The organism is Pseudomonas sp. NEEL19, from assembly GCF_028751975.1.
Classification (GTDB): Bacteria; Pseudomonadota; Gammaproteobacteria; order Pseudomonadales; family Pseudomonadaceae; genus Aquipseudomonas; species Aquipseudomonas juntendi.
Window position 1 is genome coordinate 1,694,161 of record NZ_CP081491.1, and the last position, 13,979, is coordinate 1,708,139.

Genomic DNA, 13,979 nt, shown 5'->3' on the forward strand with positions numbered 1-13,979 from the left:
TCACTCCACGAACAGACAGGCAGGTTGTTCGAGCAGGCCACGCACGGCCTGGATGAACAGGGCGGCGTCCATGCCATCGACCACCCGGTGGTCGAACGAGCTGGACAGGTTCATCATCTTGCGCACGACGATCTGGCCGTCGATCACCACCGGCCGCTCGACCATGCGGTTGACGCCGACGATCGCCACCTCCGGCGTGTTCACCACGGGCGTGCTGACGATACCGCCCAGCGCTCCGAGGCTGGTCAGGGTGATGGTCGAACCGGACAGTTCTTCGCGGTTGGCCTTGTTGTTGCGCGCGGCATGGGCCAGGCGCGTGATCTCGCTGGCGTTGGCCCACAGGCTGCCTGCTTCGGCGTGGCGCAGCACCGGCACCATCAGCCCGTTGTCCCCTTGCGTGGCGATGCCGACATGCACCGCACCATGGCGGGTGATGACCTGCGCTTCGTCGTCGTAGGTCGCGTTGATCTGCGGGAAATCACGCAGCGCCACCACCAGCGCACGCACCAGGAACGGCAGCAGGGTGAGTTTGCCGCGGCTGTCGCCGTGCTTGCTGTTGAGCTGCTGGCGCAGGGCTTCGAGGGCCGTGACGTCGATTTCTTCCACGTAGCTGAAGTGCGCGACCCGGCGCTTGGCGTCCTGCATGCGCTGGGCAATCTTGCGGCGCAGGCCGATCACCGGCACCTGCTGGCTGTCGCTGCGCTTGGCATAGCCATTCGGCGCCTGCCCAGTGCTGCTTTGCGGCTTGCTCATGAAGGCGTCGAGGTCTTCGTGCAGAATGCGCCCGGCCGGGCCGCTGCCATGCACGTAGCGCAGTTCGATACCCGCATCCAGGGCGCGCTTGCGCACGGCGGGCGAAGCCAGCGGCTTGTCGCCCGGCTGACGCGGCACGATGGGCGCGGTTTCATGGTTGGCCGGTGCCTGGCAGGCGACCGGTTTCACGGGTTCCTGCGGCGCTGCCGGCGCAGCTGCAGTTTCCACCTGTTTGGCCTGCGGCACATCCACATGGTTACCGCTGCCTTCCACCTCGATGCGGATCAGCTCGCTGCCGACCGCCATCACTTCCCCGGGTTGGCCGCCCAAGGCCAATACTTTGCCACTGACCGGCGAAGGGATTTCCACAGTTGCCTTGTCGGTCATGACATCGGCCACCACCTGGTCTTCGGCGATGGTGTCGCCGACCTTGACGAACCATTCCACCAACTCGACCTGCGCAATGCCTTCGCCAATGTCCGGCATCTTGATGACGTGCGTGCCCATTCAGACCTCCATGACCTTTTTCAATGCCGCACCTACCCGCGAAGGCCCAGGGAAGTAAGCCCATTCCTGTGCATGAGGGTAGGGGGTGTCCCAGCCGGTGACGCGCTCGATTGGCGCCTCCAGGTGGTGGAAGCAGTGCTCCTGCACCAGCGACACCAGTTCGGCACCAAAGCCACAGGTGCGGGTGGCCTCGTGCACTACCACGCAGCGGCCGGTTTTTTTTACCGACGCGACAATGGCCTCGAGGTCCAGCGGCCAGAGGCTGCGCAGGTCGATCACTTCGGCATCGACGCCGCTCTCTTCGGCTGCCACCTGGGCGACGTACACGGTGGTGCCGTACGTCAACACGGTCACGTCATTGCCTGGCCGGGCAATGGCGGCCTTGTCCAGCGGTACGCTGTAGTAGCCGTCGGGCACGGCACTGTGCGGGTGTTTCGACCAGGGTGTCACGGGGCGGTCGTGGTGGCCGTCGAACGGGCCGTTGTACAGGCGCTTGGGCTCCAGGAAAATCACCGGGTCGTCGCATTCGATCGAGGCGATCAGCAGGCCCTTGGCGTCGTACGGGTTCGATGGCATGACCGTACGCAGGCCGCACACCTGGGTGAACATGGCTTCCGGGCTCTGGCTGTGGGTCTGGCCACCGTAAATGCCGCCGCCGCAGGGCATGCGCAGGGTCAGCGGGGCGATGAATTCACCGGCCGAGCGGTAACGCAGGCGGGCCATTTCGGAAACGATCTGGTCGGAGGCAGGGTAGAAGTAGTCGGCAAACTGGATTTCCACCACCGGGCGCAAACCGTAGGCGCCCATGCCAACCGCGGTGCCGACGATACCACTCTCGGAGATCGGCGCGTCGAATACGCGCGACTTGCCGTACTTGGCCTGCAGGCCCTCGGTGCAGCGGAACACGCCGCCAAAGTAGCCGACGTCCTGGCCGTACACCACTACATTGTCGTCGCGGTCAAGCATGACATCCATGGCCGAGCGCAGGGCCTGGATCATGGTCATGGTGGTGGTGGCCATGGCGGTTTCCGGGTTGATGCTGTTGTTGTGGTCGTTCATCTCAAACCCCCAGTTCCTGGCGTTGGCGGCGCAGGTGGTCGGGCATTTCCTTGTACACGTCCTCGAACATCGAGGCAGCGCTCGGGATGTGACCGTTGGCCAGGGTGCCGTATTGCTCGGCCTCTTTCTGCGCGGCGATCACCGCCGCTTCGAATTCGGCGGTGGTGGCCTGATGTTCTTCTTCGGACCAGTGGCCGATCTTGATCAGGTGCTGCTTAAGCCGGGCGATCGGGTCACCCAGCGGGAAGTGGCTCCAGTCATCGGCGGGGCGGTACTTGGACGGGTCGTCAGAGGTCGAGTGCGGGCCGGCGCGGTAGGTGACCCACTCGATCAGGCTGGGGCCCATGCCACGGCGCGCGCGTTCGGCGGCCCAGCGCGAGGCGGCATACACCGCGACGAAGTCGTTGCCATCGACCCTCAGCGAGGCGATGCCGCAGCCTACGCCACGGCCGGCGAAGGTGGTCGATTCGCCACCGGCAATGGCCTGGAAGGTCGAGATGGCCCACTGGTTGTTGACCACGTTGAGAATGACCGGCGCCCGGTACACGTGAGCGAAGGTCAGGGCAGTGTGGAAGTCCGACTCGGCGGTGGCGCCGTCGCCGATCCATGCCGAGGCGATCTTAGTATCGCCCTTGATCGCCGAGGCCATCGCCCAGCCGACGGCTTGCACGAACTGGGTGGCCAGGTTGCCGCTGATGGTGAAGAAGCCGGCCTCGCGTACCGAGTACATGATCGGCAGCTGACGGCCCTTGAGCGGATCGCGCTCGTTGGACAGCAACTGGCAGATCATGTCCACCAGTGACACGTCGCGGGCCATCAGGATGCTTTGCTGGCGGTAGGTGGGGAAGCACATGTCGGTGCGGTTCAATGCCAGTGCCTGGCCGCTGCCAATGGCTTCCTCGCCCAGGCTCTGCATGTAGAAAGACATCTTCTTCTGGCGCTGGGCAACCACCATGCGGCTGTCGAACACCCGGGTCTTGAGCATGGCGCGCATGCCCTGGCGCAGGACCTGCGGGTCGATGTCTGCTGCCCACGGGCCTTGAGCGTTGCCTTGCTCGTCAAGGACGCGGACCAAGCTGTAGGAAAGGTCGGCGGTGTCGGCAGCATCGACATCCACAGGGGGCTTGCGGGCTTGACCTGCGTCGTTCAGGCGCAGGTAGGAAAAATCGGTCTGGCAGCCTGGCCGGCCGGTGGGCTCGGGCACATGCAAACGCAGGGGGGCGTACTCGTTCATGCTTTTTACGCTCGCTCGGGTATTTGTTTTTGTGAGCTTTGAAGCGGCCGCCGCTGAGTGCCGGCTTGTGACTGGCAGGTCAGCGTCACCTACATCTTAGTGGCCCGGCAGGAGAATTTTTCTCTCAAGTTGATTGCCTTTGCCGTGCGCGGCAGATAAACATTCCGCATAACCAAAAAAAACCGGTGATTTTGTCTCATGCGCAAACTCGATCGTACCGATATCGGCATTCTCAACAGCCTGCAGGAGAATGCCCGCATCACCAACGCCGAGCTGGCACGCTCGGTGAACCTGTCGCCCACGCCCTGTTTCAATCGGGTGCGGGCCATGGAAGAGCTTGGCGTGATCCGGCAGCAGGTGACGTTGTTGTCCCCCGAAGTGCTGGGGCTGGACGTGAACGTGTTCATTCATGTCAGCCTGGAGAAACAGGTGGAGCAGTCGCTGCATCGCTTCGAGGAAGAAATAGCCGAGCGGCCCGAGGTGATGGAGTGCTACCTGATGACCGGTGACCCGGACTACCTGCTGCGGGTACTGCTGCCCAGCATCCAGGCGCTGGAGCGGTTTCTCGATTACCTGACCCGGTTGCCGGGTGTGGCCAATATTCGCTCGAGTTTTGCCCTGAAGCAGGTGCGCTATAAAACCGCCCTGCCGCTGCCAGCCAATGGCATGACCTTGCGCGAGTGAGCCATGCAGCGCCGTTGGCGTGGGAACTGTTGAACTGCGAATTCATCGAAGGCTAGGTCGCCAGCAGCCGTGCCAAGCAGCGCGTGCTGGCAGTACCAGCCTGATCGCGACACCACCTGCACCGGACACGCCGCCATGGCGGCAAATCGCTCAAAGGGGGCCTGCGCCGAGCGGGTTTTGCCCTTATGCTGCTAGCAGCCCGCCACCTGACCAGGGAGCTCCTCGGTACCTATGCGAAATGTATGGAAGCCGTTTCAGTCGTTGTATTTCGCCGCGCTGATGATGTTGATCGGCTCGGGTCTGCTCAGTACCTACCTCGCCCTGCGCCTGGCTGCCGACCACGTCGACAGCTTGTGGGTAGGTGCCTTGATGGCGGCCAACTACTTTGGCCTGGCAGTGGGCGGCAAGGTCGGCCACCGGCTGATCGGTCGGGTCGGGCACATACGCGCTTATGCCACCTGCGCCGGCATCGTTGGCGCGGCGGTGCTCGGCCATGGCCTGACCAACTGGCTGCCGGCGTGGGTCGGCCTGCGCATGATTGTTGGCCTGGGCATGATGTGCCAGTACATGGTCATCGAGAGTTGGCTCAACGAGCAGGCGGATGTGAAGCACCGCGGCGCGGTGTTCAGCGGATACATGATTGCCTCGTACCTGGGCCTGGTGCTCGGCCAGCTGATTTTGGTGGTGCACCCGGCGCTTGGCCCGGAACTGCTGATGCTGGTGGCTATGTGCTTTGCCCTGTGCCTGGTGCCGGTGGCCATGACCCGGCGTATTCACCCGGCACCCTTGCGCCCGGCCCCGATGGAGCCGAAGTTCTTCATCAAGCGCGTGCCGCAGTCGCTCAGCACCGTGCTCGGCTCGGGGCTGATCGTGGGTTCGTTCTACGGCCTGGCGCCGTTGTATGCCTCCAGCCAGGGCATGAGCACGGAGCAGATCGGTCTGTTCATGGGTAGCTGCATCTTTGCCGGCCTGCTGGTGCAGTGGCCGCTGGGTTGGTTGTCCGACCGTTACGACCGGGCGGTACTGATCCGCAGCGTGGCGGTGGGCCTGGCGCTGGCGGCAGCGCCGTTGGCGGTACTGCCCAGCGTGCCGCTGGAGTTGCTGTTCGGCATCGGCTTCGTGATTTCGCTGTTGCAGTTCTGCCTGTATCCGCTGGCGGTGGCGTTTTCCAACGACCACGTGGAAAGTGAGCGGCGGGTGTCGTTGACCGCGATGCTGCTGGTGACTTACGGCGTTGGCGCCTGTATCGGGCCATTGGCGGCTGGCGTGCTGATGAAGGTGCTAGGCGCGCAGATGCTGTATGCCTTCTTCGTGTTCTTTGCGCTGGTGCTGGTGTGGCGCATCCGGCCGAAGGCGGTTACCGGCTTGCACCAGGTGCAGGACGCACCGCTTGGTCACGTGGCGATGCCGGCGGCCGGTTCGCCATTGTCGGCGGCCCTGGACCCGCGCGTGGATGAGCAGACCGTGCAGGATGTAATGCAGGCGCCGGTGGCGGCAGAGGATACCGAGGCGGAAGAGAAGGGGGCTGAGCAACAGGCGCCCGAGACTGAAGACGCGAGCAAGTCAGTGTAAGCCTGTGCTGGCCTCTTCGCGGGCTCGCCCGCTCCTACAGGTACTGCACAGCCCTCGAGGCTGGCGGTGAACCCTGTGGGAGCGGGCGAGCCCGCGAAGGGGCCAGCACAGGAGAAACACAAACGAAAACGCCACCTCGAACGGTGGCGTTACGCTGACGCTGGGCTGGTTGTCCGACCAACAGGCGCCCGAGGCTGAAGACGCGAGCAAGTCAGTGTAAGCCTGTGCTGGCCTCTTCGCGGGCTCGCCCGCTCCTACAGGTACTGCACAGCCCTCGAGGCTGGCGGTGAACCCTGTGGGAGCGGGCAAGCCCGCGAAGGGGCCAGCACAGGAGAAACACAAACGAAAACGCCACCTCGAAAGGTGGCGTTTCTGCTTCAACCAGCCGACGGTCAATAGTCGTCTTTGTCGAACCGCCGCGCCTCACGCTGCAGCTGGTACACAAAACTCTCGACCTTGCGCTGTGCCGGGCCGCTGAGGTTGTGGAAGCGTACGCCGGCAAAGGTGGTGTTGATGCGCTCTTCATAATGCAGGTGGCGCAGCTCGACCATGGTGTCGACCAGGCCCAGCGGGTTACCCGCCTTGAAGCGCTCATACACCTGGCCCAGTTGCAGGCGGCTTTCGACATCGCCCTCGAAGCGCAGTTTGCAGCCGGTGGCGGAGATGTCCAGCAGCTTGCCGCGCAGGGCACCGTTGCCTTTGAGGTGGGTACCGTCAAGGATCACGTCGACCAGTTGCGACAGCTTTAGCGCGGCGCGGAAGGCGTTGCGGCGCTGGTGGTAGGTCATCTCGAGTGGCAAGGGGCCGCTGTAGCAGCGGTGGCCGTTGACTTCGCTGATCTTCAGTGCGTGGTTGCATTCCCAGGCAATACGCACGCCGTCGTGGAAGCCTTCGACACGGAAGTGTTCACCGCTCTCGATGAACTTCTCGCCGTCACGGGGGATCATTTCATCCAGCGCCAGGGTGTTGCTTTCACGGTCCACGTGCGTCACGTAGCTCTGGAAGCGGTGGCTGCGGTCATGGAAGGTGATGATCAGTGGGTCGTGGCTTTCTTGCAGTTGCCGCAAGTTGGCCGCAATCTCCAAAGGGGTGCTCAGCACCTTTGGCGGTTGCGGGGCATCGGATTCATTGAACACGGCTTATCGTTCTCCAGGCAAAAGCGACTCACGCAAGTAACGGCATTTTGCCAGTATGTTCCGTGCCTTGATAGAAAAATCAGACTTGGCTGAGGGCGCGTGGCTTGCTCAGCAGCGATGTGCCGCCACGGCTATTGTACAGCGACGGTGAATCACCGCCTTGAAGGATGCGGATCTGGTTATTGGTGACGTGTTGCTGCACCTGGATGATACGGCCATTGGTCTCATTGACTTGCTGGCAGGCTTGCATCAGCTGGCTAATGACGTCGAGTTGCTGCAGTAGCAATGCACCATTTGGCGATTGAGCGGCAACGGCCTCGACCCCTGCGCGATCGGCGCTAAGGCCTAGGCTGGTGAGCAGGTTGCCGCGACGGATCCCTTGCTGCTCGAGCAGCACGATCAAAGACTGCTTGCGCGCCAAGATGCTCTCCAGTGGCGACATGTCGCGACCATGCAAAGCAACGGCTTCATTCTGCAGGAGCTCAAGCAGCTCCTGCAGCGGGGCAATGTCATCTTCGATCAGTTGCAGCAATGTGGTGTCGTGCATGGCTAACTCTTGGCTTTTCTAGCGTCCGTGAAGTCAGCGCGCCGCTCGGTCAGCGCTGGGCTTCGAAATCAAGCAGTTTGCTGGCGACCCGGCCGGCATCGACCTGGTAGCTGCCGTCGGCGATAGCCTGTTTCAACTGGGCCACACGGGCGCTGTTGACCACCGGTTCGTCGCGCAGCTTGTCGCTGATCTTCTGCAACTGCTGGGCCTCTTGGCTGAGGTGTACCGCTTCTCCGCTGGCGCCGGTGTCTTTCACCGCTTCCTGGCTGGCTGCCGGTTTTTCGGCGCTGCCGGTGGCGCTGTTACCGCGCACGCCGCCCGTGACGGACGGAGAGTTATTCAAACGACTGAAGTCGATGACCATGATCAGAAACCTCTGGGTATTTGGACGCTTGCCTTGTTTTCGGCCAACCCGATAGAAACTTTAGGCACAAATGCGTTGCCGCCTGTCAGCAAGCTCGCCACCCGTTTTCTGACACAGTTTAGGAAATGCGGTTCCGCACCGCCAGCGCCTTCTGGCGATTGGTCTACATGCTGACCTCGACCTGGCCTGGGCCGGTGACCCTGGCCTTGACCACCCGTTTCGAATTGAGGTTGCGTACCCTTATCTGCTCGCTGAGGCCGCCCTTGCTCAGGGCTTCGCCTGGCATGCGCACGCTCAGGCTGCCGGTGCGCGCCACGATGACCACCTGATCACCCTTGCGCACCACCTCGGCCTGCTCCAGGTGCTGCGGGGTGAGCACCTGGTCGATCACCGTGGGGCGCAGCATCTTCATGCCCACGGCTTGGTCCAGCTCGCTAAGAAAGCCTTGGCCCAGGGTGCCGACATCCCGTTCGCGCAGGGCTACGTCGCCTTCACCAACGACGTTGTCACGCTTGAGCGGGCGGGTTACCACCACCACGTCGCGGAACAGCCGCACCGTGGCGGGAACGAATACCGTCCACGGCGCGGCGCCGTTGCAGCGCACCCGTACGGTCACCCGGCCCAGTGGCTGCGCGGGGCTTTCCAGCGAGGCGTCCAGTTGCTGGCTGCACAACGGCATGCGCAGGCGCGGGTCCAGCGAGCTGACCTCGATTTCATAGCGGCCGGCGGTCTGGGTACTGGCCAGATAATCTTCGACGGTAAATTCAAGAAACCCTTGGGTGACACCGATAAGCTGTTCAGGCAAGGTGAACGCGTCCGCTACCGTGCGAACGCCGGGCATCAGCAGGCACAGCGTGGCCAGCGAGCCAGTCAGCAGGCGCGTCAATCGTCGGAAAAATGTCGTTTTCGTGTACATGACGCTCAAAAAAGCAAAGCCCGTGCCGACTCACTGTTCGAGTTGCAACGTAAGGCTGAAATGTTAAGGAGTCTGGCATGGCGGGTGTGATGGATTCGGTCAACCAGCGCACGCAGCTGGTGGGGCAGAATCGCCTGGAGTTGCTGCTGTTCCGCCTCAATGGCGAACAGCTTTACGGCATCAACGTATTCAAGGTCAGGGAAGTGCTGCAATGCCCTGCGCTGACCCTGCTGCCCAAGGCGCACCCGGTGGTGCGCGGGGTGGCCAACATTCGTGGGGCGACCATCCCGATCCTCGACTTGTCGATGGCGACCGGGCTGCGACCGCTGCAGGAAGACACGCGCAAGAGTTTCGTGATCATCACCGAGTACAACACCAAGACCCAGGGCTTTCTGGTGCATTCGGTCGAACGCATCGTCAACATGAACTGGGAAGAGATCCACCCACCACCCAAGGGCACCGGCCGGGACCACTACCTGACCGCCGTCACCCGGGTGGATAACCGCATGGTCGAGATCATCGACGTGGAGAAAGTGCTGGCCGAGGTGGCACCTTCTTCCGAATCGGTATCGGCCGGGGTGGTCGATGCCGAGGTGCAGGACAAGGCCGTGCTGCTGCGGGTGCTGACCGTTGACGATTCGTCGGTGGCACGCAAGCAGGTCAGCCGCTGCCTGCAGACCGTCGGGGTGGAAGTGGTGGCGCTCAATGACGGCCGCCAGGCCTTGAACTACCTGCGCCAGCTGGTGGAGGAGGGCAAGAAGCCGGAAGAGGAGTTTCTGATGATGATCTCCGACATTGAAATGCCGGAAATGGACGGCTATACGCTTACCGCGGAAATTCGCAGTGACCCGCGCATGCAAAAACTGCACATCTGCCTGCATACTTCGCTTTCCGGGGTGTTCAACCAGGCGATGGTCAAGAAGGTCGGCGCTGATGACTTCCTGGCCAAGTTCAAGCCGGACGACCTGGCCCAGCGGGTGGTCGACCGGATCAAGGCAGCGCATTGAAGCAGCCGGGGCTAGCCCTGGCACCAGTGATTGAAAAGAGGCGGCAGTAGTGTCTACGGGTAATTTGGATTTCGAACAGTTCCGGGTCTTCCTGGAGAAAGCCTGTGGCATCCTGCTGGGGGAAAATAAGCAGTACCTGGTTTCCAGCCGTCTCAACAAGCTGATGGAGCAACAGGGCATCAAGAGCCTGGGTGAGCTGGTGCAGCGCATCCAGACCCAGCCGCGCGGCGGCCTGCGCGAGCAGGTGGTCGATGCCATGACCACCAACGAGACCTTGTGGTTTCGCGACACCTATCCGTTCGAAGTGCTGAAGAACAAGGTCATTCCCGAGTTCATTCGCAACAACCCTGGGCAGCGGCTGCGCATGTGGTCCGCTGCCTGCTCGTCGGGCCAGGAGCCGTATTCCATCTCGATGGCCATCGACGAGTTCGAGCGCAGCAACCTCGGCCAGCTGAAGATGGGTGCGCAAATCGTGGCTACCGACCTCTCCGGTACCATGCTGACCAACTGCAAGACCGGTGAGTACGACAGCCTGGCGATTGCCCGCGGTTTGTCCCAGGAGCGCCTGCAGCGTTATTTCGACCCCAAGGGGCCTGGGCGCTGGGCGGTCAAGCCGGCGATCCGCAGCCGCGTCGAGTTTCGTGCCTTCAACCTGCTCGACAGCTATGCCAGCCTGGGCAAGTTCGACATCGTGTTCTGCCGCAACGTGTTGATCTACTTCTCGGCGCAGGTGAAGCGCGACATCCTGCTGCGTATTCACAGCACGCTGAAGCCGGGTGGCTACTTGTTCCTCGGCGCCTCGGAGGCGTTGAACGGGTTGCCGGACCATTACCAGATGGTGCAGTGCAGCCCGGGGATCATCTACCAGGCCAAGTAAGCAGAAGGCCGGCGGCGAAAGTTGCCGGCCTTTTTGTTTGCCTGTACCGCCTTCAGGCCTGCATGGCCCCTGTGGGAGCGGGCATGCCCGCGAAGAGGCCGGCTCAGGAAAACTCTGACGTCAAATTTTTGTTTTGCCGCTTTTGCCAACCGGCAATTGCCGCTTTCACTGCCAAAGGCGGAAGGCCTTTGCCGCTTTTCTGGCATCACCCTGACAGCATGCCGCGCGCATACCCCGTAATTTCGGGGGTACACGGGGGTTGGCACAGCCCTTGCTATAGCTTGCTCAACAAAACTCCGGTCAACCTCTGAAGGTTTCCCCGATATGAGCATCAGTTTCGACAAGGCGCTTGGCATTCACGAAAAGGCCCTGGGCTTCCGCGCCCAGCGCGCCGAAGTGTTGGCCAACAACATTGCCAACGCCGACACGCCCAACTACAAGGCGCGTGACATGGACTTCTCTTCGGTACTCGCCGCCGAAACCAGCAAGCAGCAAAGTGGCCGCTTTGCCATGGAGCGGACCAACAGCCGGCACATCGAAGCCGAAGGCCTGGCTGTCGCTGCTGACGACACGCTCAAATACCGCACGCCGCTGCAGCCTTCGATCGACCAGAACACCGTCGACGCGCAGATCGAGCAGTCGAACTACACCGAAAACGCCATTGGCTTCCAGGCCAGCTTCACCTTGCTCAACAGTAAATTCAAAGGGCTGGTTTCCGCCCTGCGGGGAGAATGACCATGTCCCTTTCCAGTGTCTTCAATATTGCCGGTAGCGGCATGAGCGCGCAGAACACGCGCCTGAACACCGTCGCTTCCAACATCGCCAACGCCGAGACAGTCTCGTCGAGCATCGACCAGACCTACCGCGCTCGCCATCCGGTGTTCGCCACGACCTTCCAGGATGCACAGGCTGGCGGCAGCCAGTCGCTGTTCGAGGACCAGGGTGAAGCCGGGCAGGGCGTGCAGGTAAAGGGCATCGTCGAAGACCAGAGCAACCTTGAAGCCCGCTACGAGCCGAACCACCCGGCGGCGAACAAGGACGGCTATGTCTACTACCCGAACGTCAATGTGGTCGAGGAGATGGCTGACATGATCTCGGCCAGCCGCGCGTTCCAGACCAACGCCGAGCTGATGAACACGGCCAAGAGCATGATGCAGAAAGTGCTGACCCTCGGGCAGTGATAAGGAATCCAGACCATGGCAATCGAGACTACCGGCGTCAACCTCAATGATGTGCTCACGGCGTCCGGTGTGGGTAGCAGTACGAAGAAAACCACGGATACCGCTTCCAAGACCGGCACTGATTCGTTGGGTAAGGATGCTTTCCTGCAGCTGCTTGTAACGCAGATGCAGCATCAGAACCCGCTGGACCCACAGGACAACGGTGAATTCGTTGCTCAGTTGGCGCAGTTCAGCAGCTTGGAAGGTATTACCTCCCTGAATGAGTCGGTTAGCAGTATCACGAATGCCATGGCGTCGTCGCAGGCGCTGCAGGCTTCATCGTTGGTAGGCCGATCGGTGGTGGTGCAGAACGATAAAGCTGTGGTTGATACCACTGAAAGCTTCAATGCCCAGTTCGTTGTGCCTCAGGCTATCAGCGAAGCGAAGATCACCATCAAGGACAAGGACGGCAACACCGTCAAGACCATCGAGTTGGGTGAGCAGAAGGCGGGTTACGCTGACTTCATCTGGGATGGCACCAACAGCAGCGGGGAGAAAGTCGACCCGGGCACCTACACGTTCACTGCCACCACCACAGTAGATGGACAGTCGGTGCAGATGAACACCCTCTTGCCGGCCAAGGTGACCAGCGTCAGCTTCAGCGCAACGGGTGAAATGGTGCTCAACCTCGCCGGTGTCGGCAAGGTGTCTCTTTCCGACGTACAAACCATTGGTATCTAAGGCCCGTTAGCGCGGCACAAGGAGCGAATTCATGTCTTTCAATATCGGCCTTAGCGGTCTGTCTGCGGCGAACAAGCAGTTGGACGTCACTGGTAACAACATCGCCAACGTCAATACAACTGGCTTCAAGTCTTCGCGTGCCGAGTTCGCGGATGTCTACGCGGGTGCCAACCGCTTGGGTGTCGGCAAGAACCAAGTGGGCAACGGGGTGCGCCTGGCTGCCATTTCCCAACAGTTCACCCAGGGCGATGTAAACACCACAGGCAACGTGCTGGACATGGGAATTCAAGGGCAGGGCTTCTTCGTGTTGTCCGATAATGGCTCGCGTGTTTACACCCGTGCAGGTGCTTTCCAGGCCAGCAAGGACAACTTCGTGGTGACTTCCGACGGCTTGCGCCTGCAGGGCTATACCGCTGATGCGGCTGGCAACATTCAGAAGGGTGTACTGAAGGACTTGCAGATTGATACCTCGGCGCTGCAGCCAAAGGCGACCTCCCTGATCGATCAGGGTATCAACCTGAATTCTTCGGCCGCCGATATCCCTCTCGAGGTCGATGACGGCAGTGGCGCGATGGTGCCTAACCTGCCGTTCGATCCTGCCAGCGCGTCGACGTATACCAAGTCGTTCCCGACCAAGGTGTATGACAGCCAGGGCAACGAGCACACCATGGAGCAGTTCTACCGCAAGACCGGCACCAATGAGTGGACCATGTACACCCTGGTCGATGGGCGCAACCCGTTCGACCCTTCTTCGACTACGCCACTGACGGGCACCATCAGCTTCAACAGCGATGGCTCGGTCAAGAGCATGGCGGCTGATAACACCGGTCACCCGGCGGGCTCGTCGTTCACCGTCACCAATAACACCTTCACCATGACCGGTTGGGTGCCTGCGGTGGAGGATTCGGCAGGTAACTGGGCTTCCAACGGCGCGGTGGGTAATGCCGATGGCATGCGCCTGTCGATGAACAGCACCACCTCGTACAACACCGAGACCGCGCGCATGTCGCAGTCCCAGGATGGTTACGCGACCGGTATTCTGTCGAGCCTGAGCATCGACTCGACGGGCGTGCTGTTCGCCAGCTTCAGTAACCAGCAATCCCGTGCCATCGGCCAGGTGGCCCTGGCCAGCTTCGCCAACGAGCAGGGCCTGCAGCAGATTGGTGGTACCCGCTGGACCGAAACCTACACTTCCGGCATTCCTGGTATCGATGCGCCGAAGACCGGTACGCTGGGTAGCGTCGAGTCCAATGCATTGGAGGGCTCGAACGTCAACCTGACCCAGGAGTTGGTCGAGCTGATCAAGGCGCAAAGCAACTACCAGGCGAACGCCAAGACGATTTCGACTGAAAGTACCATCATGCAAACCATCATTCAGATGGCTTGAATCCGTCGGCGATGGATCGCTGAGGGAGCATTCAC

The 13,979-nt window shown here is 61.6% G+C and carries 15 protein-coding genes; 8 read left to right on the top strand and 7 right to left on the bottom strand.

Annotated features, from left to right (window positions below; translation table 11 throughout):
• From K4A76_RS07750 to K4A76_RS07760, 3 genes are read right to left on the bottom strand one after another with little or no spacing between them, the layout of a single operon-like run.
• Positions 1-1,260 (bottom strand): dihydrolipoamide acetyltransferase family protein, encoded by a 1,260-nt coding sequence (locus K4A76_RS07750; RefSeq protein WP_161891726.1) that lies wholly within the window; start codon positions 1,258-1,260, stop codon positions 1-3.
• Complete coding sequence (locus K4A76_RS07755; RefSeq protein WP_274411876.1) at positions 1,261-2,319, bottom strand: alpha-ketoacid dehydrogenase subunit beta; 1,059 nt, start codon at positions 2,317-2,319, stop codon at positions 1,261-1,263.
• 1 nt (position 2,320) lies between these two features.
• A complete protein-coding gene (locus K4A76_RS07760; RefSeq protein ID WP_029887003.1) occupies positions 2,321-3,553 on the bottom strand; it encodes a 3-methyl-2-oxobutanoate dehydrogenase (2-methylpropanoyl-transferring) subunit alpha in 1,233 nt (410 codons plus the stop codon).
• Positions 3,554-3,751: 198 nt separating this feature from the next.
• Between K4A76_RS07760 and bkdR the strand changes: the two genes are divergently transcribed.
• Both bkdR and K4A76_RS07770 read left to right on the top strand, forming a co-directional pair.
• On the top strand, positions 3,752-4,237 hold the full coding sequence (bkdR, locus tag K4A76_RS07765) for a Bkd operon transcriptional regulator BkdR (RefSeq protein WP_003254485.1): 486 nt from the start codon (positions 3,752-3,754) through the stop codon (positions 4,235-4,237).
• Between the two features lie 231 nt (positions 4,238-4,468).
• A complete protein-coding gene (locus K4A76_RS07770) occupies positions 4,469-5,809 on the top strand; it encodes an MFS transporter (RefSeq protein WP_054913962.1) in 1,341 nt (446 codons plus the stop codon).
• A gap of 392 nt (positions 5,810-6,201) precedes the next feature.
• Here the strand turns inward: K4A76_RS07770 and K4A76_RS07775 are convergent, their stop codons facing one another.
• The 4 genes from K4A76_RS07775 to flgA all read right to left on the bottom strand — a co-directional run bounded on the left by K4A76_RS07775 (position 6,202) and on the right by flgA (position 8,772).
• The gene (locus K4A76_RS07775; RefSeq protein ID WP_173888038.1) at positions 6,202-6,945 is read right to left on the bottom strand and encodes a flagellar brake protein; all 744 of its coding nucleotides are present in this window, start codon (positions 6,943-6,945) and stop codon (positions 6,202-6,204) included.
• A gap of 79 nt (positions 6,946-7,024) precedes the next feature.
• A complete protein-coding gene (locus K4A76_RS07780) occupies positions 7,025-7,492 on the bottom strand; it encodes a flagella synthesis protein FlgN (protein ID WP_274411877.1) in 468 nt (155 codons plus the stop codon).
• Positions 7,493-7,541: 49 nt separating this feature from the next.
• Positions 7,542-7,856, bottom strand: coding sequence for a flagellar biosynthesis anti-sigma factor FlgM (flgM, locus tag K4A76_RS07785; RefSeq protein ID WP_009684251.1), 315 nt, complete (start codon positions 7,854-7,856; stop codon positions 7,542-7,544).
• A 163-nt stretch (positions 7,857-8,019) separates the two neighbouring features.
• A complete protein-coding gene (gene flgA / locus K4A76_RS07790; RefSeq protein ID WP_125855125.1) occupies positions 8,020-8,772 on the bottom strand; it encodes a flagellar basal body P-ring formation chaperone FlgA in 753 nt (250 codons plus the stop codon).
• 77 nt (positions 8,773-8,849) lie between these two features.
• Between flgA and K4A76_RS07795 the strand changes: the two genes are divergently transcribed.
• From K4A76_RS07795 to flgE, 6 genes are all read left to right on the top strand, one after another.
• The gene (locus K4A76_RS07795) at positions 8,850-9,779 is read left to right on the top strand and encodes a chemotaxis protein CheV (RefSeq protein ID WP_009684249.1); all 930 of its coding nucleotides are present in this window, start codon (positions 8,850-8,852) and stop codon (positions 9,777-9,779) included.
• A 49-nt stretch (positions 9,780-9,828) separates the two neighbouring features.
• Complete coding sequence (gene cheR / locus K4A76_RS07800) at positions 9,829-10,656, top strand: protein-glutamate O-methyltransferase CheR (protein ID WP_009684248.1); 828 nt, start codon at positions 9,829-9,831, stop codon at positions 10,654-10,656.
• A gap of 324 nt (positions 10,657-10,980) precedes the next feature.
• Positions 10,981-11,391 (top strand): flagellar basal body rod protein FlgB, encoded by a 411-nt coding sequence (flgB, locus tag K4A76_RS07805; RefSeq protein ID WP_009684247.1) that lies wholly within the window; start codon positions 10,981-10,983, stop codon positions 11,389-11,391.
• Positions 11,392-11,393: 2 nt separating this feature from the next.
• Complete coding sequence (gene flgC / locus K4A76_RS07810) at positions 11,394-11,837, top strand: flagellar basal body rod protein FlgC (RefSeq protein ID WP_025340101.1); 444 nt, start codon at positions 11,394-11,396, stop codon at positions 11,835-11,837.
• Between the two features lie 15 nt (positions 11,838-11,852).
• Entirely contained in the window at positions 11,853-12,557 is a 705-nt protein-coding gene (gene flgD / locus K4A76_RS07815; protein WP_054913399.1) for a flagellar hook assembly protein FlgD, read from the top strand.
• Positions 12,558-12,588: 31 nt separating this feature from the next.
• On the top strand, positions 12,589-13,944 hold the full coding sequence (gene flgE, locus K4A76_RS07820) for a flagellar hook protein FlgE (RefSeq protein ID WP_274411878.1): 1,356 nt from the start codon (positions 12,589-12,591) through the stop codon (positions 13,942-13,944).
• Positions 13,945-13,979 lie beyond the last annotated feature (35 nt).